Here is a 24,499-nt window from a genome sequence, read left to right as displayed (position 1 = left end):
GACGGTGACCGCCCTCGGTAAGTCAGCGGTAAATCACCGCGAAGAGTGAACCTCTACGGCTCCTCCGGTGCGAACGGCACCAGCACCACGGTGATGTTGTCGTGCCCGCCCGCCTCCAGCGCCACCTTCACGAACTCCTCCGGCCCGCACGGCAGCAGCGGCTGCAGGTCCTCGGGCTCCGGCCGGTAGTTGTGCAACCCGTCCGAACACAGCAGGAACACCCCCGGCGACGTCGGCTGCAGCGTCACCACCTGCGGTTCCACCCGGCCGGCGTCCGCGCCGATCCACCGCGACAGCACGTGCGCGCGGCGGTCCGTGCGGGCCTGCTCCTCGGTCAGCACGCCCTCCGCGACCAGCTGTGCCGCCCACGTGTCGTCCGCCGTGAGCTGCTTGGAGCCCTCGTCCGACAGCCAGTACGCGCGTGAGTCGCCCACCCAGCCGATCGTCACCGACGACCCCGTCACCAGGGCGGACACGAACGTGCACGACGGTGCCACGCCCCGCGCGCCCGGCTCCATCGGCTCGTCCTCGACGAGCTTCTCCACCGCGGAGCACGACGCGGCGACGGCGTCGACCATCGCCTGCTCGGCGTCCGCGGTCTCGATCAGGGCGTTGAGCAGCACGTCGACCGCGGCGTCGGCGGCGGCCTGCGAGGCCTGCTCCGCGCGTTCGGAGGACGCCACGCCGTCGCAGACCACGGCGGCGACACCCTTGCCCGCGACGTGGCCGAACGCCATCGAGTCCTCGTTGCGCGCGCGCCGCTTGCCGCGGTCGGACACACCCGAGACCGCGCCCAGGGTGTATTCGACCCGGTCACGTGCCGAGGGCTGGTGACGGCCGCACTGGGTGCAGTAGTCCTCGTCATCGATGTCCGGCGACCCGCACAGGATGCACGAGGCCTGCGCGGGACCGGTCGGTCCGCCCAGCGGCGTGCGGCGGACCAGCAGGTTGCGTCCGCACGCCTCGCAGAACCGGTCCTCCGCCGCGACGGGCGCGAAGCACTCCGGGCACTTCAGGGTGTCCATCAAACCAACGTCCTAGGCCTTACCGCGTTCGCGCGGTCCACCAATGCGATCCGTTCCTCCGGCGTGGCCGCGAACCGGGCAAGCGTGCGGTAGCGCGCCTCTAGACCCAGCCGAAGCTCGTGTTCGGAGAGTGCACAGTCCAGCACCTTGCCCTCGGCGGCCTGATTGCGGGTCACGTAGTCGTACGCCGCCTCCAGCACCTCCGCCGACAGCTGGGTGTGCGAGTGAACGTCGATGTCCAAGGCGTGCAAGCGTTCCCCGGCCGCGACGAGGTCCTCCGCCGCGCAGTCGCCGAGCTGCGCGCGCACCGCCGCGATCTGCGCGGGCAAGTGTTGTGAAGATGTGTCCGGAACGGACAACAGCACCTCTACCGCCCGAGAACGGTCACCGCACGCCAGCAGCACCCGCGCCAGCCCGAACGCCGCCGACACGTACGAGTGATCGGTGCGCCACACCAGCTGGTACCAGTCCACCGCCGCCGACAGGTCACCGACGGCCTCGCAGCACACGCCCAGCGCCAGCTTCGGCGCCGCCTCACCCGGCACCGCCGAGCACACCGCGTCGAAGAACCGCAGCGCGTCCTGCGCCTGCCGGTCGACCAGCGCCGCGAGGCCCCGGTACCAGTCCGGCCGCCAGTCCTCGGCGGGGTCGAGCTCCGGCTCGTCGAACATCGACGGCGCCGTCAGCGACTCCAGCTCCCGCATCGCCGCCGCGGTGTCACCGGACTCGATCAGCACCCGCACGATCCGCAGCCGCACCTCCACCGTCAGCTCCGGTGCCTTGCGCAGCCCCTCCGGATCCGACGTCGTCGCCGTCGCCAGCCAGGACGCGGCCGCGTCCGAGGTGCTCACGCTCGGCGCGGGCAACGCCAGCGCCACCTCCGCCAGGTCGAGCACGCCCTCCACGCCGAAACGGCGGCGTTCCGGCGTGAACTGCCGCGACGACCCCGGCCGCGGCACACCGTCCTCGATCGCCAGCACCTCGCGCAGCACGCCCGTGAGCTGCTCGGCCATGTCCTGCGCGGAGGAGAACCGCAGCTCCGGGTTCGGGTTCGTGGCGCGCAGCAGCAGCCGGTGGAACGAGGTGAACCGGCCCAGCAGCGGCTCCTCCTCGACCGTCGGCAGCCGGTCCTTGGCGCGGCCGCGGAAGTCGAACGGGAAGCTCATCACCGCCAGCGCCCGGCCGACCGTGTAGATGTCGGAGAACACCGACGGGCCGATCGCGCGGATCTCCGGCGCCTGGTAGCCGATCGTGCCGTAGATGGGGGAGTGGTGGTCGTCGATGCGGCGCACCGCGCCCAGGTCGATCAGCTTGAGCTGCTCCTCGGTGTGGATCATGTTGTCCGGCTTGAAGTCGCAGTACAGCAGGCCCACGCCGTGCAGATAGCCGACCGCGGGCAGGATCTCCAGCACGTACGCGATGGCCTGCGCCAGCGGCAGCGCCTCGTCCCCGCGGCCCTCGCGACGCCGGTGCGTGATCATGTCCTTGATCGACTCGCCGCCGACGTACTCCATCACGATGTACTCGACGAGCTTGCCGCTGGCGCTGTTCTCGTGGCGGATGAAGTTGTGGATCTTCACGATGTTCGGGTGCTCGACCTCCGCGAGGAACCGGCGTTCCGCGAGCGCCGCCGCCATCGCGTCCGCGTCACCGGAGTCGAGCAGGCCCTTGAGCACCACCCACCGGTCGCTCACGGCGTGGTCCAGCGCCAGGTACAACCAGCCCAGACCACCGTGCGCCAGGCAACCGAGCACCTCGTACTGGTCGTGCAGCACCTCGCCCGGCGCGAGCTTCGGCGTGAACGAGTACGCGTGCCCGCAGTGCGGGCAGAACCCCTCCACCCGGCCCGGCTTGTGCTCGGACTTGCGCCCGACCTTCTTGCCGCACTTCGAGCAGAACCGCTTCGCCTCCGGCACCTCGGGGTTCTCCAGCACCGCGGTCTTGGGGTCGCGGTAGGGCACCCGCGGCACCTCGACCAGCCCCGCGCCGAGCCGGCCGCGGCTCATCGACCGGGCGCTGCCGCGGCGCGTGCGGCCCGAGTTCGACCGCGACACCTCCTGCGACACCGACCACGGCGCGGTCCCCGGCGCCGTCGACGGCCCCGTCTCGGGCAGTTCCTCGCTCATCAGCGCCCCCTTCAGTCCCGATAACGCGCGACCGGCGGCGAAGGTGCCGGACCCAGCGGCGTCAGCCACCGCCCGTAGATCCCGCCCCACGTGCCGTCCGCGCGCATCCGCTCCAGCACGCCGTTGACGAACCGGACCAGGTCGTCCTGCCCCTTCGGAATCCCCACCCCGTAGGACTCGTCGGTGAACCGCGCCCCCACGACCTCGGTGTACGGGTCCTGTGCCGCCAGCCCCGCGAGGATCGTGTCGTCGGTCGAGATCGCGTCCGTCTGCCCCTGCTGCAGCATCACCAGGCAGTCCGTCCAGTTCGGCACGCTCACCGTCGTCTTCGCCCGGTTCACCACGTTGCCCAGCGACGTCGACCCCGACGCCACGCACACCCGCTTGTCCGCGAGCCCCTCCACCCCGGTGATCCCGGAGTTGCGGCGCACCAGCACCCGCTGCCCGGCCTGGTAGTAGACCTGCGAGAACGCCACGCTCTCGAGCCGCTCGCACGTGATCGTCATCGTGCGGACCACGACGTCCACCGCGCCGCTCTGCAGCATCGGGATGCGCTCCGCGGCCGTGACGACCTTGAACTGGATCTTCTTCTCGTCACCGAACACGGCCTTCGCGATCTGGCGTGCCACGTCGACGTCGAAACCCTCGATCTCGCCGTTGAACGAGTTGCGGAACCCCATCAGGTACGTGTTCTGGTCCACCCCGGCGATCAACCGGCCGCGTTGCTGGATCCTCGCCATCGTCGACCCCGCCGGCATCTGGCCCGCCGCCGGCAACGGGCCCGGCCGCAGGCTCGCCGTCGCGTCGCACGACGGGGGCGCGCCCGCCGCGCTGCTGGGCGCCGCCGACACCGTGCTCGCGTTCGCCGGCTGCGGGGCCGCGGCGCTGCGCGGTACTACCTCGCTGGGCGCCGGCCCGGCCGAACACGCTCCGGCCAGCAGCACCGCCGCCAGTGCCAGTCGCCTCATCGGTACTCCTTGAGTCGCTGCCACAGCCCCGCCGTCGAGCCCGCCGCGCTGATCACCGCGAGCACCAGCACCCCGACCGCCGTGCCCGCCAGCGACGCCCGCGCCACCGCCACCTCGTCGCTGAAGTCCTGCCGCGCCTCACCGATCGCCCGCACCAGCGCCTGGTCCAGCGAGTCGAAGTACGGGTTGCCGATCAACGCCACCGCCTCGTTGTACTGGCCGGCGTCGTCGGCCTGGCGGATGCGCTGATGCACCTCCTGCCACTGCCGGAAGTGCTGCGTCGCCGCGTCCACGGCCTGCGTGGAGTCCAGGGCCTTGGCCCGGTCCAACAGGCCTTCGAGACGTTCGGAGACCTCGACGAAGTTCTTCTCGTAGGACTGGCCCGCACCCCGCGCCACCAGAGTCAACGTCTCCTCGCCGCGCGCGGTCAGCGTCGCGATCCGCGCCTGCGCCAGCACGTCGACCTTCTCCGAGGCCGTCCGCGAGTCCGCCACGTCGTTCATGACCAGCACCGACACCGTCGTCACCCACAACAGCGACAGCACCGCCGCACCCGTGGCCACCAGCAGGCCGACGTTGAGCAGCCGGTTCGTCCTGCGCGTCAGGTACCGCTGGATCAGCACCAGCCCGATCACGAACGCCAGCGCCACCAGCACCGGCACGACCGGGAAGTTCGCCTCGTCCTGCGCCCGCGCCACCCGGTCGGTCTCCGCCCGGTAGAGCTCCTGCGCCGCCGGCAACAGCTGCGTGCGCATCAGCCCCGACGCCTCACGCAGGTACGCCGCGCCCACCGGGAAACCCTGCCGGTTGTTCGTGCGCGCCGTCTCGATCAGCCCCGTGTAGACCGGCAGCTGCGCCGCGAGCGTCGCGGTGAGATCGGGGGAGGAGGCCGTCGCGACCGACAGCGCCGCCTGCGCCTGCGCGATGTCCGCCTCGTAGCGTTCCCGCAGCTGCGAGGGCTCCAGCCCGCCGGACAGGAACGCGCTCGCCGCCGTCGCGTCGGCGTCCTGCAACGCCCGGTAGACCTCCTGCGCCGCGTGCGCGAGAGGCTCCGACCGCGTCGCCAGGTCCTCCAGTGCCCGCTCCTGGCGGTTCACGCTCCACGTCGCGAGCCACCCGCTCGCGAGGCTCGCCACGACCAGCACCACGACGATCAGGCTCAGCCGGCCCGGGGTCGACCGCGCCAGACCGGTGAACCGGCGCACCAGCGCCTGCCGCGGCTGCGAGTCGATCACCACGAGCGAGCCTCCCGAACGGCGAAGTTGATCGGCGTCGCGTAACTGTAGGCACCTCGATGACACCGCGTGGGAACTAACGACCTGTCGCGGCAAGCGTCACCCAGGTGTTACGGGACGCGCGACTCGATCAGCCGGCCGACACCGTCCAGCAGCATCTCCAGCCCGAACTCGAACGAGTGCTCCGGGCTGAACGCGCTCTGGTGCGCCTCCCCGACCGCGCCACCCACCCGTGCGGCCACCGGATAGCGCGCGGGGTCGAACACCGTCATCAGGAACGGCGCCGCCGCGTCCCACCACTGCTGGTCGGTCAGCCCCGTCTCCTTCTCGGTCACCGCGGCCGCCGTCAGCCCCCGCGCCGAGTTCTGCACGTGCCCGAGCACCAGCTCCAGCACCGAGTCCATCTCCACGTCCGACAGGCCGACGCCGTCCAGGCCGCGCAGCTCGAAGTCGTACTTCGCCGCCACCTGCGGGCCCAGCACCGTGCGCGACGGCGCCACCTGCAACAACCACGGATGCCGCCGGTAGAGCGCCAGGTTCTCCCGCGCCACGTACGTCAGGTGCGCGCGCCACCCTTCAGCCGCCTCACGCCCGGTCGCGGCCTGCACCGTGTCGACCATGACGTCGATCAGCTCGCCCTTGCCCGGCACGTAGGTGTAGAGCGACATCGTCCCGACACCCAGCGACTCCGCCACCCGCCGCATCGACAGCGCCTTGAGCCCGTCGGAGTCGGCCAGGTCGATGCCCGCCCGCACGATCCGGTCCACGCTCAGGTCCGGCTTGCCCTTGCGCGACACGCGTTCCTGGGTGCGCCACAGCAACGCCAGCGTCCGCGCCGGGTCACCGCTGCCCGTGTGTTCGATCACGAGCCCGACAGTACCGTACCGTATCGTGTACGGTACAGAGTATGTTCGTGCCTGCCGACCCGCCCAGATTCGGCCAGTTCGACGGAAAAACCCTGATCGAAGCCTTACCCGCGGTGCTGTCCGGCGACGGCTACTGGTCGGTGGCCGCCGCGACCGCGCTCGCCCTCGTCGCCCGTGGCCGGATCGTGCCGGGCGTGACGGCCTCCGGGCTCGACACCTGGCGGATCGGGCCGCTCGACCACGCCGACGAGCTGCACCTGCGCCAGCTCGCCGCGCACGGCGACTACGAGTCGTTGCGCGCGTTCCTCGACGCCGTCGCCGACACGCTGCCCCGCACCGGCACCGGACCGTTCGCCGGCGTGGAGGCCTGCGACGTCTCCGGGCTCAAGGCGTGGGCCGACGAGCAGATCACCCTCTCCCTGCGCATCGAGACGACCGACGACCTGCGGTTCCGCGCGATCGTGCAGGTGCGCGCCATCACCGACCCCTACCCGCGCGACGTGCGCGGCTCCGGCCGTGAACTCGACGCCATCAGGGCGATGGCCCGCGTCGACTGGCCGCCGTTGCAGCGCCTGCTCGACCAGGCCGAGCTCACCGACGGCGAGGTCGGCGAGTTGCTCACCACCGACATCGAGGTCCACTGGCCGCGCGACCTCGCCACGAACCTGTCCGCGAAGGCCGTCATCGGCGAGCACCACGGCCGGTTCGAGGCCGGCGACCTGCTCACGTTCGACTGGCGGCTCGCGCTCGGCGACTCCGAGCTGACCGAGGCCGAGATGGACCTCATCGCCGAGGCGTCACGGCCGGTCGTGAAGCTGCGCGACCAATGGGTGCTCGTCGACCCCGCGGTGCGCCGCAAGGTCCGCCGGCAGCTCAAGCCGATCACCGCCGCCCAGGCCGTCACCGCCGCGCTGACCGGGGTGGCGATCATCGACGGGGAACGCGTCGAGGTCGTCCCGCACGGCCTCACCACGGCGATCACGACCGTCCCGGACTTCGACCAGCCCGCCGCGTTGCGCGCCCAGTTGCGCGACTACCAGCTGCACGGACTGCGCTGGCTCGCCCACATGACCGGACTCGGGCTCGGCGCCTGCCTCGCCGACGACATGGGCCTGGGCAAGACCATCACCCTCATCGCCCTGCACCTGCACCGCGGCCACGAGCAGCCCACGCTCGTGGTGTGCCCGGCGTCGCTGCTGGGCAACTGGGAACGCGAGATCCACCGCTTCGCCCCCGGCACCCCCGTCAGCCGCTACCACGGTCCACAACGGACCCTCGCGACCGAAGGCGTCGTGCTCACCACCTACGGAACGATGCGCCTGGACGCCGAGGCGTTGCGCGACCACGCCTGGGGCATGGTCGTCGCCGACGAGGCCCAGCACGTCAAGAACCCGCACTCCGGCACCGCCAAGGCACTGCGCTCGATCCCCGCCGCGGCCCGCGTCGCGCTGTCCGGCACGCCCGTGGAGAACTCGCTCTCGGAACTGTGGTCCATCCTGGACTGGACGACACCGGGCCTGCTCGGCACGCACCGCGCGTTCCGCAACCGCTGGCCCGAACCCGACGACACCCTGGCCAAGGTCGTCCGGCCGTTCCTGCTGCGCCGCCGCAAGTCCGACCCCGGCGTCGCCCCCGAACTGCCCGCCAAGACCGAGACCGACCGCTACGTCTCACTGTCGACCGAACAGGCCGCGCTCTACGAGGCGCTCACCCGCGAGATCCTCGACCAGATCGCCGCCTCCGACGGCATCGCGCGCCGCGGTCTCGTGCTCAAGCTGCTGACCGGGCTCAAGCAGATCTGCAACCACCCCTCGCACTACCTGGGGCACCCCGCGTTGCAGGGCCCGTCGGGCAAACTCGACCTGCTCGACGAACTGCTCGACACCATCGTCGCCGAGGACGGCTCCGCCCTGATCTTCACCCAGTACGTCGGCATGGCCAGGCTGCTGGAGCGGCACATCAAGCAGCCCACGCGGTTCCTGCACGGCGGCACCCCCGTACCGCAGCGCGAGCAGATGGTCGACGACTTCCAGAACGGCCGCGCGCCCGTCTTCCTGCTCTCGCTCAAAGCCGCCGGCACCGGCCTCAACCTCACCCGCGCCGACCACGTCATCCACTTCGACCGGTGGTGGAACCCCGCCGTCGAGGACCAGGCCACCGACCGCGCCTACCGCATCGGCCAGACCAGGCCCGTCCAGGTGCACAAGCTCGTCACCGAGGGCACCGTCGAGGAACGCATCGCCGCGCTCCTGCAGGACAAGCGCGACCTCGCCGACGCCGTCCTGCACGGCGGAGAGTCCGCGTTCACCGAACTCACCGACGCCGAACTCGCCGAACTCGTCGCACTGAGGAGCTCGTAGTGACCGCACGCGGATTCGCCGCGTTCCCGAAGGTCGGCCGCCGCGTCTCCACCACGTGGTGGGGCAAGGCGTGGGTGAAGGCGCTGTCCGACACCGCGCTCGACACCGGCCTGATCCGCCTCGCCCGCCGCTACGCCCACGCCGGCGTCGTCGGACCGATCACCGTCAGCCCCGGCCTGCTGCACGCCCAGGTCCACGACGACGACACCGTCTACAGCACCACCGTGCGCGTCCCCGTGCTCTCGGAAGTCCAATGGGGACGGTTCCTTGACCGCGTCGCCGAGCACGCCGGTCACATCGCCGCCCTGCTGGACAACGACATGCCCCGCGACCTCGTCCTCGCCGCCGAAGAGTCCGGAGTGGACCTGCTGCCCGGCATCGGCGACCTGGAAGGCGAATGCGACTGCGACGGCTGGGACTCCCCGTGCCGCCACGCCGCCGCGATGGCACTGCAGGTCGGCTGGCTGCTCGACGCCGACCCGTTCGTGCTCCTGCTGCTCAAGGGAAAACCGGAACAGGAACTCCTCGACGCCCTGCGCCAGCGCGTCGCCGGCCCCGTCGGAACCAGAACACCTGTGGTGGTTTCCGCCGAAGACGCAGGTCAGCTGCCCGCCCGTCCCACACTTCCGACCACCACACCTGTGGTGCTCGCGGTCGAGCCGCCACCCGGATTCGACGCCGCGGACATCGTGGCGCTGATGGAGATCGCCGCGTCCCGCGCACGCGCACTGCTGCGTTCGGGCACTCTCGAGGAGTGATCACCGAGAAGCAGAAGATGATGACCGGCGAGCTGTACAAGGACTCCGACCCCGAACTGGTCACCGAACGCCTGCGCTGCCAGGCACTGGTCGACGAGTTCAACGCCACCCGCTCCGGCGAGGTCATCACGAAGCTCTTCGGCTCCCTGGGCGAGGGCTCGTGGGTCATGCCGCGGTTCCAGTGCGACTACGGCTACCAGATCCACATGGGCTCCAACAGCTTCCTCAACTACGACGCCATCCTCATGGACTGCGCCACCATCACCATCGGCGACGACGTCTCCATCGGCCCCCGCGCCCAACTCCTGACCGCGCTGCACCCCATCGAGGACCACGAGGCCCGCCGCCAGAGGTTCGAGTCCGCCGCGCCCATCACCATCGGGAACAACGTGTGGCTCGGCGGCGGCGTCATCGTCTGCGCCGGCGTCACGATCGGCGACAACGCCGTCATCGGAGCCGGTAGCGTCGTCACGCGCGACATCCCGCCGCGCGTGCTCGCCGTCGGCAACCCCTGCAAGGTGATCCGTGAGCTATGACGAATGCGACGTGGAACCGCTGGTCCTGCTGGGCCTGACCGTCGTGGCCCTGGTCGCGTCCGGCATCGCGCCGCACTCCCGTTCGACGTGGTACCTCGAAGTGGCGCCCGTCGTCATCGGCGGAGCGCTGCTCGTCGCGACCTACCGGCGGTTCCGGCTGACACCGCTGCTGTACCGGCTGATCTTCCTGCACGCGCTCGTGCTCGTCCTGGGCGGCCACTACACCTACGCGCGCGTGCCGGCGGGGTTCTGGGTGCAGGACTGGTTCGACCTGGCGCGCAACCACTACGACCGGTTCGCCCACTTCGTGCAGGGCTTCGTGCCCGCCGTACTCGCCCGCGAGATCCTGCTGCGACGGGGTGTGGTGCGGCCGGGAGGGTGGCTGTTCTTCCTGGTGGTCTGCGTGTGCCTGGCGTTCAGCGCTACCTACGAACTGGGTGAGTGGCTGGCCGCCGTGATCGGCGGGGACGCGGCCGGGGACTTCCTCGGGACGCAGGGCGACGTCTGGGACACCCAGTGGGACATGGCCATGGCGTTGCTGGGAGCGGTGGCCGCGCAGGTGCTGCTGAGGCGGGTGCACGACCGGGAGCTCACGCGTGTTTGAGCAGGCCATCGCGCACGTCGACAAGCTGTCGGCGGGTGGGCCGCTGCCACGGGACCTCCGTGTCACGCTGAACTTCCACCCCGGACGTGGCGTGCTCGACAGCCTGGTGCGCGACGGCGTCTACCGCTCCCAGTTCGAGACCGGCACCAGCAACGGGGGGCTCGGCGGCGCACGCCGGGACTGGGAGAGCCGTCTGTTCGGTGGCGCCTACGACCACGCGGCACCCTCGGACCGGCCGAAGTACGGCGCGCTCAACCACCACCGGCTGCCGTACGGCGGCGCGCCCCGCTTCGGCTCCGCGCACCTGCGTCTTCGTGAGGAAGTGCTGGACCGCACGACGTTCTGCTACCCGGACAGCGTCTTCGAGCCCGCCGACTTCGGCACCGCCCGGCACTTCGCCCTCCTCGAGGACGACAGCCTCGACCCGCTCGACAACTACGTCGAGGCCCACGTCCACGGCCCCGTCACGCTCGACGACGTCGAAGCCCTCGTGCTGGACCCGACGTTCCCCGGCGTGGACGTGCCGTGCCCGGTCGAACGCCACCCCGGCTTCCGGCTGTCCACACAGGACCTGCTGCGCCACCCGGACTACCGCACCCCCGAGTCCGTCGCGCTGGGACTGGCACTCGCCCAGGACGGTGTCCTCACCCCACACCTGCTCGACACCGCCGACGCGCCACCGCAGGTCGTCAAACACCTCTGGCACCACCTCGCCCGCTACGGCAGGTAGATCGCGGCCAGCCGCCGCACCGCGTCCGCCACCTGTTCGCGCAGCTCCGCCGGCTCCAGCACCTCGACCTCGCCGCCCATCCGCAGCAACATCCCCGCCGCGTGCCCGATCGACTCGATCGGGATCGTCACCACGAAGTGACCGCCGTCCTCCACAACGGACTCCCGCGCGGCCGTCGCCACCAGCGGCAGCACGTGCGTCGAGAACACCTCCCAGCCGCGTGCCGACAGCCTGATCACCGCCGAGCCGGTGTACTGGCGCGCCTGGAAGTCCTCCAGCGACGCCGCCCAGTGCGCCGCCAGGTCGAAGCCCGCCGGCCGCGTGAACGACTCGTCGAGCACGGTGACCGCCTGCATCTGCGACACCCGGTACGTCGAGATCCGCGACGAGCCCTGGGCCACCAGGTACCAGCGCCCGGCCTTGAGCACGAGCCCCAGCGGCCGCAGCACCCGCGTCACTTCCTCCGGCGCACGCCACCGCCGGTAGCTCACCTCCAGCAGCCGCTCGCGCCACACCGCGTCCGCCACGAGCTCCAGGAACGGCGAGCGCTCCGGGTCGTAGTACCAGGCGGGCGCGTCGAGGTGGAACCGCGTGGCCATCCGCGAGGCCCGGTCGCGCATCGGCGAGGGCAACGCCGCCATCAGCTTGAGCTGCGCCGCCGACACCGCGTCGCCCAGGCCGAGGTCCGCGGCCGGGCCCGGCAGGCCCGCGAGGAACAGCGACTCCGCCTCCTGCTCGGTCAGGCCGGTCAGCCGGGTGCGGTAGCCGTCGAGCAGCTGGTAGCCGCCGGACGGGCCCGCGTCGCCGTAGAGCGGCACCCCGGCCGCGTGCAGCGAGTCGACGTCGCGGTAGATGGTGCGGACCGAAACCTCCAGCTCGTCGGCCAGCGCCTGCGCCGTCATCCGGCCCTTGGTCTGCAGCAGGAGCAGCAACGACACCAATCGACTCGCGCGCACCCGGACACACTGACACACCCTGTCAGGGTTAGTTCATATGTTCGACGCATGGCTTTCCACGAAAAGCAGCTGACGGTCAGGAAACCGCTGGTCGTCGCAGGCAGGCACGTCAAGCGCTACGAGGTGGTCACCCCGGGGCTGGAGATCACCGACGACATCCGCGAGGCCGCCTACGCGTTCCTGCCGAGGATCTACCCGGACTTCGAGGACCCGACCCCGCCCGCCACGGTGACGGTCCTGCACCGCAGCGCGGCCGGCATGTACCTCAACGCCTACAACTGGGTCTGGGACAACGTCCTGCACTGCCGCACCGCCGTGTCCGGAGACCAGCCGTTCCTCGGCTCCACCGACCCGGACCTCACGCACTTCACCGTCATCCCCAAGGACCTCATCGGCTGCGTCTGGGAACTGCCGCCGCTGGCCCACGAGCGCACGGCGTGGGTGCGGCACGTGCTCGAACCCGACACGCCGGACTTCGAGGCCTACCTCGGCGACGTCATGGCCGAGGGCCTGGTGGGCCGGTGAGCGAGGACTGGCAGGGATCACCCGCTCGCTGAGCCCGAAAACGGATGGACGGCGGCGTTAGGTTCGCAGACATGACCACACCGGAATCCGTCGTGCGCGCCCTGGCCGAACCCGCGAGGTTGCGGGCGTTCGCCGCCGTCGTCCTGGGCGCGGGCACGCTGGCCGACGTCGCCGCCGCCTCCGGGTTGAAGGTCAAGGACGCCGGCACCGCGCTGATCAAACTGCGCGAGGCCGGGCTGGTCGAGGGGGACCCGGCCCGGCCCGCCGACCTCAAGCCGCTCGCCGCGACGCTCACCGAGGCGATGCCCGCCGACGGGCTCGCGCCGTTCGTTCGCGGCGACAAGCTCATCTCACTGCCGGTCGCGCACGAGCGGCGCCGCAAGATCCTCGAGCACGTCGCCGCGCACGCGTTCGTCGCGCGGACCTACTACGACGAGACCGAGATCAACGAACTGCTCAAGACGTGGTGCGACGGGGGAGAAGTCGACCACGTCACGATCCGCCGCTACCTCGTCGACCTCGGTCTGCTCGAGCGCGGCGGCGGCATGTACCAGGCTCAACCTCTACCGATGTAAGGCATCCCCGTCGCCATCACGGTCATGAACTGCACGTTGGCGTTGAGCGGCAACTGAGCCTGGTACAGCACGGCATCGGCCACGTGCCGCACGTCGAACGTCGGCTCCGCCTTCGTCTCGAAGTTCGCCTGCAGCACGCCCGACCCCATCCGCTCGGTCATCTCCGTGGCGGCGTTGCCGATGTCGATCTGCCCGCACGCGATGTTGAAAGCACGGCCCTCCAGCGACAACGACTTCGTCAGCCCCGTCATCGCGTGCTTGGTCGCGTTGTAGGCCACCGCGTGAGGGCGCGGCACCGACGCCGAGATCGAGCCGTTGTTGATGATCCGGCCACCGCCGTGCGTCTTCATCACCTTGAAAGCCTCACGGGCGCACAGGAACGCGCCCGTGAGGTTCACCCCGACGACCTTCTCCCACGCGCTGAGGCTGAACTCCTCGACCGGTGTCGCGCGCACGTTCATCCCGGCGTTGTTGAACAACACGTCGACACGGCCGAAGCGCGCGACGACCGCCTCGAACAACGCGACGACCGAGTCCTCACGCGACACATCGGCGGGCACGACGAGAGCGGACTCGGGAAAGCCCTCTCCGGTCTCGGCCAACGCGTCCTCGCGCCGGCCCGCCAGCGCCACCTGGAACCCCGCCGCCAGCAGGGTTCGCGCCGCCGCGCGCCCCACCCCGGAACCGGCTCCCGTCACGACCGCGACTGCCATCGGTGATCTCCCCTCGATCCAGCGATTGCCCGAAGTGTCCCGTGTGGAGTACTTACAGGTGTGGAGTGCGAAGAGGACACCTGCCTGCTGTGCGCGGGGTCCGGAACCATGTCGTGGAAACAACCCGTTCCCGGTCCCGAAGGGCTTGTGCTGCACGAGATGTCGCACCCGTGCCCGCGCGGCTGCTCCGGTTGGTGGAGGCTTCCGCACGGGGAGAGCAGAGGCATCGTCGCAGGCAATGTCGCACGTGCCAACGAGATTCCAGCTCGACCGTCCACCCAGGTCTGATCACCGAGCGTGAACGATGGGGGTCACCCATTATTGCCGGGAGGGTCCCTGCTTGGCGGCTGCCCCCACTCGGAGTAGAAGCGGACACTGTTCTTCTGTGAAGGAGTGCAGCCGTTGCCTTGGTTCTGGGCTCAACGAGGACCGGACCGCCTGCCGGGTCTGCGGAGGCCTGGGCCAGGTCCCCGACAGGTAGTCGTCGCAGGGCCTATCTCTTCGTCATCAAGGTCGGGCCGAGGATCCGGCGGGCCAACCGCCGGGTCAGCGACTTGGACTTCGACTCGGACGCCGCGGTGGTGGCGGCCGTAGTCACCGGTGCCGGAGTCACTGGTGGAGGAACCGCCGCGGGAGCGGGCGTCACCGGCGACACGCCGGGGATCGTCGCCGCGTCCGGGAGCGGGGTCGTGATCTTCGCGAACACCTGGGTCTCCGCCTCGACATTGCCGGGCTGCTGCTGCTCGATCGGCACCCCACGATCTTGCCATCGGTGTCATTCACGCCTCGAATGAGGGGCAGCTCCCCACCGCTCGGTGACGCACGTCACGCAGCACACTGGGCTGTGACGGCCCCAGGCGGAGTGTGATGACTGAGACGACCGAGCGCGCGAACGTCGGGCCGCCCGACACGCGCCTCTGGGAGCAGATCGCGAAAGGCGACCACGCCGCGTTCACCGAGCTCTTCGAACGCCACGCCGAAGCGGTCTGGAACTACGCCTACCGCTTGACGGCCTCCTGGTCGCAGGCAGAAGACCTGCTCTCCGCGACCTTCCTGACGGCCTGGAGAAAGCGCGGCGACGCCCAGCTGGTGCGCGACTCGGCGCTGCCGTGGCTCTACACGGTCACGGCGAACCGCGCCCGCACCGAATGGCGTGCCTCGCGCAGAGCCCTGCGCCTGGTGGCGAGGCTGACCCCGCAGGACGAACGCGACCACGCCGACGAGGTCGCCGCCCGCACCGACGCGCAACGCCGCCTCGCCGCGGTCGTCGCCGCCATCGCGAAGCTGCCCGCGTCCGAACGCGAGATCGCCCAGCTCTGCCTGCTCGGCGACGTGTCCACCGCCGACGCCGCCGCGCTGCTGCGCATCACCGAGTCGAGCGTCCGCGCCCGCGTCTCCCGCACCCGCGCCCGGCTGCGCGACCTGACCTCCGAGGACACCCCGTGATCGACCAGCTGCCCGAACACCGTCCCCTGCCCGGCGACGTCCGCATGCGCGCCCGGCAGAAGCTCTCCGAGGGCATGAGCCCGGCCGCCCGCAACGGCAGGCCGATCCTGATCGCCGCCGGCGTCAGCATGCTCGCCGCGGGCGCCGTCTTCGCCAGCCAGGCCCTGCTCGGCAGTTCGGCGGACCCCGCGGCCCCGCCGGTCCAGTACAACGGCGAGTTCGTCGGCAAGGACCGCAAGGTCGTCAACCACGTCGAGACCGGCACGGTCGCCCCGGAGGCGCTGGCCCGGTGCGCGGCCGCCGCGAAGGTCCACCCGCCCGCCGCCGAGTGGACGCCGTTGGCGACCAGCAACAAGAACGGCACCGTCCTCACGGCGTTCCGCGTGCCGGCCGGGGTCTTCTTCTGTGCGAACACCGCCACCACGACGACCATCTCCGTGCCGAACCCGGCCGTGCTCGAGGGCCGGCGTCAGGTGGAGATCCTGTTCACCACGCCGAGCGGCACGATGGCGGGCCTGGCCTCCTCGGACATCGGGTTCCTGAGCCTGTCCCAGATCGCCGACTCCGGGCACAGCAACACGATGCCCGCGCTCGTGGACGGCCTCTTCCTCGCGCCCAGCGGGTTCCGGAAGGCGGAGAACGGCACCAAGGCCCTGGCCAACGGCGAGGAGTTCGCCGTGCGGGGCGTCCCGAAGCCCACCGAGTCCGTGGTCGACCGGCCACTGCCTGCGGCCGCCCGTGACACTCCCGAGGCCGCGCGGTTCGGCGCCTGCCTGAAGAACCGGGCGGTGCCGGACCCCGACCAGTTCGTGCACGGCCTCACGGTGAAGGTCAGCGCCACCGACACGCTCATCACCGGCCGGTTCGGCGACCTGCTGCTCTACTGCCGCGACTCGAACAACGACCCCACGCCCGGCGTGGTGATGGACCTCGACGACCTGGGCGAGTTCCGCGGCACGACGATCGCGGGGATGAAGGCGTTCTACGACTTCAAGCCGTACAAGGTCAACGAGCAGGGGGAGTACTACGACGGCGGCAGCAGCGACTCCGCGGCGGTCGGCCTGGTGCTCGACCCCCGCGTCGCGTCGGTCACCTACACCAGCCCCGGTGCGGCCGACGTGCCCGCCACGATCGGCGACGGCACGTTCGTGCTGGCGGCGAAGCTGCTCGACCGTCACCCCGAGGCCCGCGTGGTGGTGCGCGACGCCGCCGGGAACGTCCTGGAGACGATCACGCCGCAGAACCCGTCGTAGGGGACTGAGCGGCACCTGCGGCATTCGCCGACCGGCGGCGGCATCTACGAGCCGACCCGTGTCGAGGACTTCTTCGACACGGGTCGGTTTCGCAGCGTTCGAAGCCAAGCCTTCGAACGCTGCGATCAGCGCACGTAGATGCGGTGGTTCTTGATTTCGACCTCACCGAACGCACCCGTGCTCCAGAACTCCGCGCCCCCGATGATGCTGCCGGTGAATCGTGCCTGCGAGGAGATCATCACGCCACTGTTGCGCAGTTGGCTCAACAGATACGGGACGTTGATGTAGAAATCGAGCCAGGGTGCGGAGCTGAGGCCACCCGAACCCGCTCCACCCCGGCAGGGCCAGTCGTTCGACGCGCCGTTCGCCGGCACGCTCCACCTGCCGGGGAACTGGAACACGCGCTCCTTCCCCGGCGGCGGATTGTTGTTGCCGGTGCGACGCATCAGCTCGGCTTCCGTCGTCCACGACCCGCCGGGCGTCGCGATGGCCAACCTGTCGCTCGGCGCCGTCGAACCGACGTGCGACAGCAGGTCCACGTTGATCTCGCCGTCGCCGTGGACCGGATCGACGAATTGGATGTAGCTCGGCACCCGGCCGTAGGCCTCGCTGCCGCCGCAGAACTGGCCCCTGAGCTGCACTTGGACCAGGTCGACCTGATCCAGCGCCGGCCACACGGTGCCCGAGTTGCCTTGCGGTGCCGACTGAATGGTGTTCTGCAGCCCGAAGTACTTGTACCGGCCGTACGTGCTCAGATGCGCGATCCACTCGTTCTGGTAGCGCCAGTCGAACTGGTTCGAGCACGAGCCGCCCGGATTGCCGACGCATTCGTTCGGGCCGGCATCGGAAATGGCGGCGAGCTGATAGGCGTTGGGGTTGTTGCAGGCTTCGCCCCAGCAGAACTGGCTGCCGCTGACGGCTCGCGCGTTCGGTGTGTTGAAGTAGGCATCCCAGCCGGGTTTCACCGTCGAGTTCTGCGACGTCGAGCTCTGCGCCGTTCCCGACAGGCAGAGAGGCGCCACGAGCAGCAGGGCCGACAGGATCGACAGGCGGCGCGACATGGATTTGGAGAGGTTTTTCACGACCGAGTCCTTCTTTGTTCCGGTGACCGTGTTCAGGGAATTCCGATCGTGGCGGTCGCGATTCGTGCCCGGCACTATTGCGGTTGCGTGGCCGATCGGCAAGGGGACCGTCGGCCATCACGATAGCCGCATCGAAACTCGGCGAATTGCGGCGACGTGAGCCGATACTGTGTGCATGCACATCATCCACGATCGAAAGTCGGTTGCGGAAAGGCCGAAACCGTTTCCAGCGGTGAATGTTCGTCTCAGTCGACGCGGTCCGGCCGGGCCAGTGGGTACGGCACGATCTCCCCGTGGACACGGAACGACTGACGCTGCGGCCCCTGGGACCGTCCGACGTGGACGCGCTGCGCGAGCTGCACGCCGACCCCGAGGTCATGCGCTACCTCGACCCGGCGCCGGTCGAGCACTACCTCGGCGAGAGCTTCCACGCGGCGTTCGAGAGGGAGAGCGGCCGGTTCGTCGGCTGGTTCGAGTTCCAGGGCGCGGACGAGGTCGAGCTCGGCTACCGGCTGCACCGCGGGTTCTGGGGACTCGGCTACGCCACCGAGGGCGGGAAAGCCCTGATCGAACGCGGTTTCACCGTCGGCGGCGTGCGGCGCGTCGTGGCCACCACGATGGCCGTCAACGCCGGGTCGCGGCGGGTGATGGAGAAGTGCGGGCTGCGGCACGTCCGCACGTTCCACGTCGACTTTCCCGAACCGTTGCCCGGCGCGGAATACGGAGAGGTCGAGTACGCGCTGACAAAGGAGGAATGGCAGCGAGCACAGGGGGAACCGCATGTGGCAGACGGAATCAGTTGACCTGGGCGCGTACTTCGCGCGCACAGGGGCGTCGGCGTCGAGTTCGCTGACAGAGTTGCACGAAGCGCATGTGCGCGCCATTCCGTTCGAGAACATCGACGTGATGCTCGGCCACGTGCCGTCACTCGACCTCGGCGACATCCAGGACAAGATGCTCGGACGGCGCCGCGGCGGCTATTGCTACGAACACCAACTGCTGTTCACGGCCGTGCTGGAACGTCTCGGCCACACCGTCAGCAGGCAGATGAGCCGCGTCATGACCGGGCCGCGCACGCACTTCATGTCCATCGTCGACGACCAGCTCGTCGACGTCGGGTTCGGCGCCGGGATGCTGCACCCGATGCCCCTGGTCGACGGCGCGGTCGTGGACCAGGCCGGGTGGCCGCACCGCCTGCGCCGTGAGGACGGCCGCTGGGTGCTGGAGAAGCAGTCGCCGGACGGCTGGGACCTGCAGCACGCGTTCGAGACCGGCATCGAGCAACGCCCGGTCGACTACCTGGCCGCCAACTACTACGTGGCCACGCACGAACGGTCGCCGTTCAGTCGCCAGCTCGTCGTCATGCGTCTCGCACCGGGATTGAGCCGCCGTCTGGTCGGCACGCAGTTCACCGTCGAGCACGCGGGGGAGAAACCTGAGAATTCTCAGGTGGACGACCTCGGGAAAACGCTGGAATCGCTGGACATCACGCTTTCCGACAGGGAGCTGAGTCACATCAGCTCAACTTTGGGAACAGAAACGGGTGCCCGTTCGTAGTACCAGGTGTAGGGATCGCAATTCGGAGGTGTTGGAAATGACCACCGCGACTCCGTTCGCCACGGGAACGAATTCCACGGGCGTCAACGCACTGCCCACTCCGCCCACCGGCTGGCCCATCGGTTCCTACGGGACCTACGAAGAGGCACAGCGGGCCGTGGATCACCTGGCGGACAACGACTTCCCGGTCGCGGACGTCACCATCGTCGGTGTCGAGCCGATGATCGTCGAACGCGTCACCGGCCGCCTGACCTGGGGCCGCGTGCTCGGCGCCGGTGCCGCGTCGGGTGCCTGGTTCGGTCTGTTCGTCGGTCTGCTGCTCGGCCTGTTCTCGACCGGCGGCGCCATCGCGCCGATCATCACGGGTCTGCTCGTCGGTACGGTCTTCGGCCTGGCCAGCGCCGCCATGCGCTACGCGGCCACCCGCGGCCGCCGTGACTTCGCCTCGGTCACCCAGATCGTGGCCGGCCGCTACGACGTGCTCAGCGAGCCGCGCAGCGCCGAACGCGGCAAGGAGATGCTGACCTCGCTGGCCTGGAGGTCCTGACCAGCGCCGTGACAGCCTGAACCCAGCTCCCACCACAGGAAACGCCGTCCCGGCCACCGGGGCGGCGTTTCCGCTTTACTGGCGATCATGTCGAAACTGGGGGAGATGGCCCGGCTCACGCAGCGCGGGTGGCGGGTCGCGCTGGTCGTCGGCGCCGTGGTCGTGGGGACGTTCCCGTGGAACTCCGCGCCGTACGGGCTGGCCGGTGTGGTGCCGATCCTGATCTGGTGCCTGCTGGCCGGGTCCGCCCGGGACGGCGTGGTGACCGGGCTGATCCTCCTGACGTTGCTCGCGTACTTCGTCGTGCCGCGCGGACTGGGCTTCTCCGGGCCGCTGGTGCCCTCGGCCATCGAGGTCTGCTGGCTTTACCCGATGGTCGCGGCGGTCGTCTGCCTGATCGCGATGCCGCGCGAACGCGGCCTGACCGCCAGCTCGCTCGGACTCGTGGCGATGGTCGGCGCGGGGTTGCTCATCACGGCCGTCGTGCTGTTCGACCAGCTGGAGGACATGCCCGGCGGCGAGAGCGTGCTGCCGGGACCGTCCGAGCTGCGGACGGCCGAGATGGACGGGCACTGCGGTTCGGGCAACTGCGCGCGAGAGGTGGTCTTGATCGGCGATCGGGCTCCCGAACTGGTGCGCGAGCACCTCGAGTCGCGTGGCTTCACGGCTCACACGCCGCAGCGGATGTGCCGGACCACCGGACTCGTGTTCACCCACGAAGTGTGCGCGGAGTCGACGACCGTCACCCCGGACCGCGTCGCGGTCGTCTGGTACGTCAACTAGAACCCATTTCCGTACGTCATACGGTATTGTTTCCGTATGGCCTACGGAAATGGAGTGGACGGATGGCCGCCGAACGCAGTGGCGGGGGAGACCCGGCCAGGACGCTCGCACTGCTCTGGCGCACACCGCGCGAGCCGAAGCCGGTGGGCAGGAAGCCCAAGGTGAGCGTCGACCAGATCGTCACCGCGGCGATCGCGGTGGCCGACCGCGAGGGACTCGGCGCGATGTCGATGGCCCGCGTCGCACAGGAACTGACCGTCGGCACGATGTCGCTCTACACGCACGTGCCCGGCAAGGCCGAGCTGATCGACCTCATGGCCGACGCGGTGCTGCAGGAACGCGAACTCACGCCCGAGGGCACGTGGCGCGAGCGCGTCAAGCACTACGCCGACCGCACCCGCGCGGTCTACCGGGCACATCCGTGGATGCGGGACGTGTCGATGGTGCGGCCACCGCTCGGGCCCGGCCTGATGGACGGCCAGGAGTTCGTGCTGGCCGCGCTCGCCGACTCCGGGCTGGAGCCCGGGAAGGTGACCGTCGCGCACGTCGCCGTGGAGGGCTTCGTGCACGGCGCCGCGGCGTCCGAGGTGGACGACCAGCAACTGGCGGCGACCACCGGCGAGTCCGGTGACTCGTGGTGGGGCGCGCGGCAGGTGTTCTGGGACGACTACTTCGACGTCGAGCGCTACCCGGCGATGACGGCGCTGTGGAACGCCGGCGCCTACGAGACCGAGGGCACGCTCGCGGACCACGTGCACAGCTCGTGGGACTACGGGCTCGACAGGTTGCTGGACGGCATCGAAGGAGGCATCCGATGACGACACTCGTGACCGGCGCGACCGGCAACGTCGGCCGGCTGGTGGTGCGCGGGCTCACCGGCCCGGTGCGGGCGATCACCCGCGACCCGTCCAGGGCGGGGTTCCCGGCGAACGTCGAGGTCGTGAAGGCCGACCTCGACGACCCGGACAGCCTGCCGTTCGACGGCGTCGAGAAGCTCTACCTGTTCGTGCACCCGCCGACCGCGCGGGAAGTGGTCGATCGCGCGGTGCGGGCGGGCGTGCGCCGGATCGTCACGTTGTCCTCGGGCGCGGTGACCCACGGCTACGACACCAGCCACCACCTCCCCGTCGAGCAGGCGGTCGAGGCGTCCGGCGTCGAGTGGACCCACCTGCGGCCGGGCGAGTTCGCGGCCAACAAGATCGACCTCTGGGGCCCGTCGATCCGCGCGGACGGCACGATCGTGCACCCCGAGCCGGACGCGGTCGGCCAGCCGATCCACGAGGCCGACATCGCCGACGTGGCGATCAAGGTGCTGCGGGAGGACGGCCACGCGGGACGGGCCTACGACCTGACCGGGCCGCCGCAGATCACCCAGCGCGACATGGCCCGCGACATCGGCGAGGCGATCGGCCGGTCGCTGACGTTCCAGGACGTCACCACCGAGGAGGCACTCGCCTACTACGTGAGCGTCGGCTGGCCCGAGGAGATCGCGCGGTACGTCCTGGGCATCGCCGGGTACGAGGGCGGTGACCCCGACGACTTCGGCGACTACGAGTTCGTCGTGTCGCCGGACTACGAACGGCTCACGGGCAGGCCGTACCGGACCTTCGCGCAGTGGGCGCGGGATCACGCCGCGGACTTCCGCGACTGATCACCGCGTCGATTCCGGCACCTCCTCGTTCGACGTCGGAGTAGACGCCGAACGAGGAGGCCCGGTGCGGTTCATGGTGTTCGTCAGGAGCCCGAGCCCGGTGGCGGCACTGCACGGCGACGTGCTGCGGCGCGCGGGAGTCCTGCTCGACGCGGGCGACCTCGTCCCGGACGCGTGCGGGGTGTCGGGGTACTGGCTGATCGACGTCCGCGACCACGAGGAAGCGGTCGAACGGATCAGGCGCATCGCGCTCCCGGCGTGCGTCGTGGAAATACGTCAGGTGGCTGTGGTCTGATGCCCCCATGGGGGCTACCTCGGTGCACCGCACCATCGACGCGGTCTGGCGGATGGAGTCGGCGAAGGTCATCGCCGCCCTGGCCCGGTACACGCGCGACGTCGGGCTCGCCGAGGAGATGGCCCAGGACGCGCTGGTCGCCGCGCTGGAGCAGTGGCCGGCGGAGGGCGTTCCGCGCAACCCCGGCGCGTGGCTCATGACCACGGCGAAGCGGCGTTCGATCGACCAGATCCGGCGGCGCGAGAACTTCAACCGCAAGGTCGAGGAGATCGGCCGCGACGTCCAGGAGGCCACGCCGGACGCGAGCGAGGGCGTCGACGACGAGATCGGCGACGACCTGCTCAGCCTCATGTTCACCGCCTGCCACCCGGTGCTGGGCACCGAGGCACGGGTCGCGCTGACGTTGAAGATGCTGGGCGGCCTCAAGACCGAGGAGATCGCGCGGGCGTTCCTGGTCAGCGACGCGACCGTGGCCCAGCGCATCGTGCGCGCGAAGAAGGCCCTCGCCGACGCCGGCGTGCCGTTCGAGGTCCCCGAAGGCCCCGAACTCGCCACCCGTCTCGCCAGCGTCCTCGAGGTCATCTACCTGATCTTCAACGAGGGCTACTCCGCCACCCAGGGCGACGACTGGCTGCGCCCCGAACTGTGCGCCGAAGCCCTGCGGCTCGGCCGCGTGCTCGCCGAGCTCGCGCCCAAGGAGGCCGAGGTCCACGGCCTGGTCGCGCTCATGGAGATCCAGGCCTCCCGCACCAAGGCCCGCACCGGACCCGGCGGCGAACCCGTGTTGCTGCTGGAACAGGACCGCGGCCGCTGGGACTGGCTGCTCATCGGCCGCGGCCTCAAGGCCCTCGAACGCGCCGAAGCCCTCAACCAGCCGCCCGGCCCCTACTACGTCCAGGCCGCGCTCGCCGCGTGCCACGGCCGCGCGCGGAAGGCCGAGGACACCGACTGGCAACGCATCGCCGCGCTCTACCAGGTGCTCGCGGGCATCTCGCCGTCGCCGATCGTGGAGCTCAACCGCGCGGTGGCGTTGTCGATGGCGTTCGGGCCGGCGGCCGGGCTCGCGCTGGTCGATGAGATCGCCGGCGAGAAGGCGTTGCGGGGCTATCACCTGCTGCCCAGCGTGCGTGGCGATTTCCTGGTGAAGCTGGGGCGGACCGCGGAGGCGAAGGCGGAGTTCGAGAAGGCCGCCGCGCTCACCCGCAACGAGCGTGAGCGGACGCTGCTGCTGGAGCGCGCCGCGAGCTGTTAGGTCAGCGCGAGCTTCAGACCCAGCGCGGCGAACGACGCCGCGAAGAACCGCCGCAGCCACACCATCACCCGCGGCCGGGCCAGCACCCGGTCGCGCATCGACGCCGCGAACACCCCGTAGACGGCGAACACGGCGAACGTCAGCGCCATGAACACCGCGCTCAGCGTCACCATCTGCCCGAACCCCGTCGCGAACTGCGGCAGGAACGCCACGAAGAAGATCGTCAGCTTCGGGTTGAGCAGGTTGATCAGCACCGCCGACACCACGACCCTGCGCACCGACGCCGGTGCTGTGGCGGTGTCCACGACCAGTTCGCTCTTGTCCCGCAACGTCGCCCACGCCAGGTAGACCAGGTACGCGACGCCCAGGTACTTCACTATCTCGAACGCCAGCGCGCTCGCGTGCAGCAACGCCGCCAGCCCGGTCACCGTGGCCAGCACGTGCGGCACGATCCCGAGCGTGCAGCCGAACGCGGCGATCACGCTCGCCTTGCGCCCGTGCGCGAGCCCGGCGGACAACGTGTACAGCACACCGGTGCCGGGAGTGGCGACCGCGATCAACGTCGTGATCAGGAAGGCGAGGGTCATGCGGGGAACTCTGCCGCGAAAGCGGTCCAGGCAGGAGAGCCACAAACCGTCCGCGAAGTTGGACCACTT

General features: G+C 70.2%; 27 protein-coding genes. 17 read left to right on the top strand and 10 right to left on the bottom strand.

All coding sequences use genetic code 11. The annotated features are described in order from the left end of the window. Positions 1 to 53: 53 nt before the first annotated feature. The 5 genes from PV646_RS19415 to PV646_RS19395 form a co-directional block, all read right to left on the bottom strand. Positions 54 to 1,025, bottom strand: a complete 972-nt coding sequence (locus tag PV646_RS19415) for a PP2C family protein-serine/threonine phosphatase (protein WP_500343570.1) — start codon at positions 1,023 to 1,025, stop codon at positions 54 to 56. Next, on the bottom strand, positions 1,025 to 3,151 hold the full coding sequence (locus tag PV646_RS19410) for a serine/threonine-protein kinase (RefSeq protein WP_500343569.1): 2,127 nt from the start codon (positions 3,149 to 3,151) through the stop codon (positions 1,025 to 1,027). The genes PV646_RS19415 and PV646_RS19410 overlap by 1 nt, the downstream gene beginning before the upstream one ends. An 11-nt stretch (positions 3,152 to 3,162) precedes the next feature. Next, on the bottom strand, positions 3,163 to 4,119 hold the full coding sequence (locus PV646_RS19405; protein WP_500343568.1) for a glutamate ABC transporter substrate-binding protein: 957 nt from the start codon (positions 4,117 to 4,119) through the stop codon (positions 3,163 to 3,165). Next, the gene (locus tag PV646_RS19400) at positions 4,116 to 5,357 is read right to left on the bottom strand and encodes a GlnX family signal transduction membrane protein (protein WP_500343567.1); all 1,242 of its coding nucleotides are present in this window, start codon (positions 5,355 to 5,357) and stop codon (positions 4,116 to 4,118) included. Before PV646_RS19400 ends, PV646_RS19405 begins: the two co-directional genes overlap by 4 nt. Positions 5,358 to 5,464: 107 nt before the next feature. Continuing rightward, complete coding sequence (locus PV646_RS19395) at positions 5,465 to 6,220, bottom strand: TetR/AcrR family transcriptional regulator (RefSeq protein WP_500343566.1); 756 nt, start codon at positions 6,218 to 6,220, stop codon at positions 5,465 to 5,467. 41 nt (positions 6,221 to 6,261) lie between these two features. Here PV646_RS19395 and PV646_RS19390 point away from each other — a divergent pair, with 41 nt between their 5' ends. The 5 genes from PV646_RS19390 to PV646_RS19370 are packed head-to-tail and all read left to right on the top strand — an operon-like array spanning position 6,262 to position 11,208. Next, the gene (locus PV646_RS19390; protein ID WP_500343565.1) at positions 6,262 to 8,580 is read left to right on the top strand and encodes a DEAD/DEAH box helicase; all 2,319 of its coding nucleotides are present in this window, start codon (positions 6,262 to 6,264) and stop codon (positions 8,578 to 8,580) included. Further along, entirely contained in the window at positions 8,580 to 9,338 is a 759-nt protein-coding gene (locus PV646_RS19385) for an SWIM zinc finger family protein (protein WP_500343564.1), read from the top strand. Before PV646_RS19390 ends, PV646_RS19385 begins: the two co-directional genes overlap by 1 nt. 17 nt (positions 9,339 to 9,355) lie before the next feature. Further along, the gene (locus tag PV646_RS19380) at positions 9,356 to 9,874 is read left to right on the top strand and encodes a sugar O-acetyltransferase (RefSeq protein WP_500345036.1); all 519 of its coding nucleotides are present in this window, start codon (positions 9,356 to 9,358) and stop codon (positions 9,872 to 9,874) included. Continuing rightward, entirely contained in the window at positions 9,864 to 10,478 is a 615-nt protein-coding gene (locus PV646_RS19375) for a DUF2238 domain-containing protein (RefSeq protein WP_500343563.1), read from the top strand. Before PV646_RS19380 ends, PV646_RS19375 begins: the two co-directional genes overlap by 11 nt. Next, positions 10,471 to 11,208, top strand: coding sequence for a DUF3626 domain-containing protein (locus tag PV646_RS19370; protein WP_500343562.1), 738 nt, complete (start codon positions 10,471 to 10,473; stop codon positions 11,206 to 11,208). The genes PV646_RS19375 and PV646_RS19370 overlap by 8 nt, the downstream gene beginning before the upstream one ends. Here the strand turns inward: PV646_RS19370 and PV646_RS19365 are convergent. Beyond that, entirely contained in the window at positions 11,196 to 12,164 is a 969-nt protein-coding gene (locus tag PV646_RS19365) for a helix-turn-helix transcriptional regulator (protein WP_500343561.1), read from the bottom strand. The genes PV646_RS19370 and PV646_RS19365 overlap by 13 nt on opposite strands. 48 nt (positions 12,165 to 12,212) lie before the next feature. Here PV646_RS19365 and PV646_RS19360 point away from each other — a divergent pair, with 48 nt between their 5' ends. Both PV646_RS19360 and PV646_RS19355 read left to right on the top strand, forming a co-directional pair. Continuing rightward, complete coding sequence (locus PV646_RS19360) at positions 12,213 to 12,689, top strand: hypothetical protein (protein ID WP_500343560.1); 477 nt, start codon at positions 12,213 to 12,215, stop codon at positions 12,687 to 12,689. A 71-nt stretch (positions 12,690 to 12,760) separates the two neighbouring features. Then, the gene (locus tag PV646_RS19355) at positions 12,761 to 13,264 is read left to right on the top strand and encodes a DUF2087 domain-containing protein (RefSeq protein WP_500343559.1); all 504 of its coding nucleotides are present in this window, start codon (positions 12,761 to 12,763) and stop codon (positions 13,262 to 13,264) included. Here PV646_RS19355 and PV646_RS19350 read toward each other — a convergent pair. Together PV646_RS19350 and PV646_RS19345 are read right to left on the bottom strand one after the other, a co-directional pair. Beyond that, complete coding sequence (locus PV646_RS19350) at positions 13,246 to 13,977, bottom strand: SDR family oxidoreductase (RefSeq protein ID WP_500343558.1); 732 nt, start codon at positions 13,975 to 13,977, stop codon at positions 13,246 to 13,248. The genes PV646_RS19355 and PV646_RS19350 overlap by 19 nt on opposite strands. Positions 13,978 to 14,470: 493 nt before the next feature. Then, entirely contained in the window at positions 14,471 to 14,731 is a 261-nt protein-coding gene (locus tag PV646_RS19345) for a hypothetical protein (RefSeq protein WP_500343557.1), read from the bottom strand. Between the two features lie 113 nt (positions 14,732 to 14,844). Between PV646_RS19345 and PV646_RS19340 the strand changes: the two genes are divergently transcribed. Both PV646_RS19340 and PV646_RS19335 read left to right on the top strand, forming a co-directional pair. Continuing rightward, positions 14,845 to 15,423: an RNA polymerase sigma factor gene (locus tag PV646_RS19340; protein ID WP_500343556.1), complete on the top strand. Its 579-nt coding sequence runs from the start codon at positions 14,845 to 14,847 to the stop codon at positions 15,421 to 15,423. After that, positions 15,420 to 16,676 carry a hypothetical protein gene (locus tag PV646_RS19335; RefSeq protein WP_500343555.1) on the top strand — a complete coding sequence of 419 codons (1,257 nt, stop codon included), beginning with the start codon at positions 15,420 to 15,422 and terminating at the stop codon, positions 16,674 to 16,676. Before PV646_RS19340 ends, PV646_RS19335 begins: the two co-directional genes overlap by 4 nt. Before the next feature lie 125 nt (positions 16,677 to 16,801). Here PV646_RS19335 and PV646_RS19330 read toward each other — a convergent pair whose 3' ends face one another. Continuing rightward, positions 16,802 to 17,758 (bottom strand): hypothetical protein, encoded by a 957-nt coding sequence (locus PV646_RS19330; RefSeq protein WP_500343554.1) that lies wholly within the window; start codon positions 17,756 to 17,758, stop codon positions 16,802 to 16,804. Between the two features lie 293 nt (positions 17,759 to 18,051). Here PV646_RS19330 and PV646_RS19325 point away from each other — a divergent pair, with 293 nt between their 5' ends. From PV646_RS19325 to PV646_RS19290, 8 genes are all read left to right on the top strand, one after another. Next, on the top strand, positions 18,052 to 18,561 hold the full coding sequence (locus tag PV646_RS19325) for a GNAT family N-acetyltransferase (RefSeq protein ID WP_500343553.1): 510 nt from the start codon (positions 18,052 to 18,054) through the stop codon (positions 18,559 to 18,561). Further along, complete coding sequence (locus PV646_RS19320) at positions 18,539 to 19,315, top strand: arylamine N-acetyltransferase family protein (RefSeq protein ID WP_500343552.1); 777 nt, start codon at positions 18,539 to 18,541, stop codon at positions 19,313 to 19,315. Before PV646_RS19325 ends, PV646_RS19320 begins: the two co-directional genes overlap by 23 nt. Before the next feature lie 37 nt (positions 19,316 to 19,352). Next, the gene (locus PV646_RS19315) at positions 19,353 to 19,862 is read left to right on the top strand and encodes a YflT domain-containing protein (RefSeq protein ID WP_500343551.1); all 510 of its coding nucleotides are present in this window, start codon (positions 19,353 to 19,355) and stop codon (positions 19,860 to 19,862) included. Between the two features lie 87 nt (positions 19,863 to 19,949). Continuing rightward, on the top strand, positions 19,950 to 20,645 hold the full coding sequence (locus PV646_RS19310; RefSeq protein ID WP_500343550.1) for a hypothetical protein: 696 nt from the start codon (positions 19,950 to 19,952) through the stop codon (positions 20,643 to 20,645). Between the two features lie 62 nt (positions 20,646 to 20,707). Next, positions 20,708 to 21,463, top strand: a complete 756-nt coding sequence (locus tag PV646_RS19305) for a TetR/AcrR family transcriptional regulator (RefSeq protein WP_500343549.1) — start codon at positions 20,708 to 20,710, stop codon at positions 21,461 to 21,463. Continuing rightward, a complete protein-coding gene (locus tag PV646_RS19300) occupies positions 21,460 to 22,296 on the top strand; it encodes an NAD(P)H-binding protein (protein WP_500343548.1) in 837 nt (278 codons plus the stop codon). Before PV646_RS19305 ends, PV646_RS19300 begins: the two co-directional genes overlap by 4 nt. Before the next feature lie 64 nt (positions 22,297 to 22,360). Continuing rightward, the gene (locus PV646_RS19295; RefSeq protein ID WP_500343547.1) at positions 22,361 to 22,591 is read left to right on the top strand and encodes a YciI family protein; all 231 of its coding nucleotides are present in this window, start codon (positions 22,361 to 22,363) and stop codon (positions 22,589 to 22,591) included. A gap of 7 nt (positions 22,592 to 22,598) precedes the next feature. Further along, on the top strand, positions 22,599 to 23,843 hold the full coding sequence (locus PV646_RS19290; protein WP_500343546.1) for an RNA polymerase sigma factor: 1,245 nt from the start codon (positions 22,599 to 22,601) through the stop codon (positions 23,841 to 23,843). Here the strand turns inward: PV646_RS19290 and PV646_RS19285 are convergent. Then, a complete protein-coding gene (locus tag PV646_RS19285) occupies positions 23,840 to 24,430 on the bottom strand; it encodes a LysE family translocator (RefSeq protein WP_500343545.1) in 591 nt (196 codons plus the stop codon). The two genes, PV646_RS19290 and PV646_RS19285, sit on opposite strands and share 4 nt — an antisense overlap. Between the last annotated feature and the right edge of the window lie 69 nt (positions 24,431 to 24,499).

The sequence above is a fragment of the Streptomyces sp. ID05-26A genome (assembly GCF_033794685.1).
Lineage (GTDB): Bacteria > Actinomycetota > Actinomycetes > Mycobacteriales > Pseudonocardiaceae > Lentzea.
This window is presented reverse-complemented; position numbering and strand designations above follow the sequence as displayed.

Bases quoted from the DNA above. Each gene is read 5' to 3' on its own strand.
- PV646_RS19315 (WP_500343551.1), top strand. From the start codon at position 19,353: ATGACCACCGCGACTCCGTTCGCCACGGGAACGAATTCCACGGGCGTC.
- PV646_RS19300 (WP_500343548.1), top strand. From the start codon at position 21,460: ATGACGACACTCGTGACCGGCGCGACCGGCAACGTCGGCCGGCTGGTG.
- PV646_RS19415 (WP_500343570.1), bottom strand. From the start codon at position 1,025: ATGGACACCCTGAAGTGCCCGGAGTGCTTCGCGCCCGTCGCGGCGGAG.
- PV646_RS19405 (WP_500343568.1), bottom strand. From the start codon at position 4,119: ATGAGGCGACTGGCACTGGCGGCGGTGCTGCTGGCCGGAGCGTGTTCG.
- PV646_RS19320 (WP_500343552.1), top strand. From the start codon at position 18,539: ATGTGGCAGACGGAATCAGTTGACCTGGGCGCGTACTTCGCGCGCACA.
- PV646_RS19410 (WP_500343569.1), bottom strand. From the start codon at position 3,151: ATGAGCGAGGAACTGCCCGAGACGGGGCCGTCGACGGCGCCGGGGACC.
- PV646_RS19305 (WP_500343549.1), top strand. From the start codon at position 20,708: ATGGCCGCCGAACGCAGTGGCGGGGGAGACCCGGCCAGGACGCTCGCA.
- PV646_RS19290 (WP_500343546.1), top strand. From the start codon at position 22,599: ATGGGGGCTACCTCGGTGCACCGCACCATCGACGCGGTCTGGCGGATG.
- PV646_RS19310 (WP_500343550.1), top strand. From the start codon at position 19,950: ATGTCGAAACTGGGGGAGATGGCCCGGCTCACGCAGCGCGGGTGGCGG.
- PV646_RS19390 (WP_500343565.1), top strand. From the start codon at position 6,262: ATGTTCGTGCCTGCCGACCCGCCCAGATTCGGCCAGTTCGACGGAAAA.
- PV646_RS19380 (WP_500345036.1), top strand. From the start codon at position 9,356: ATGATGACCGGCGAGCTGTACAAGGACTCCGACCCCGAACTGGTCACC.
- PV646_RS19340 (WP_500343556.1), top strand. From the start codon at position 14,845: ATGACTGAGACGACCGAGCGCGCGAACGTCGGGCCGCCCGACACGCGC.
- PV646_RS19355 (WP_500343559.1), top strand. From the start codon at position 12,761: ATGACCACACCGGAATCCGTCGTGCGCGCCCTGGCCGAACCCGCGAGG.
- PV646_RS19285 (WP_500343545.1), bottom strand. From the start codon at position 24,430: ATGACCCTCGCCTTCCTGATCACGACGTTGATCGCGGTCGCCACTCCC.
- PV646_RS19360 (WP_500343560.1), top strand. From the start codon at position 12,213: ATGGCTTTCCACGAAAAGCAGCTGACGGTCAGGAAACCGCTGGTCGTC.
- PV646_RS19350 (WP_500343558.1), bottom strand. From the start codon at position 13,977: ATGGCAGTCGCGGTCGTGACGGGAGCCGGTTCCGGGGTGGGGCGCGCG.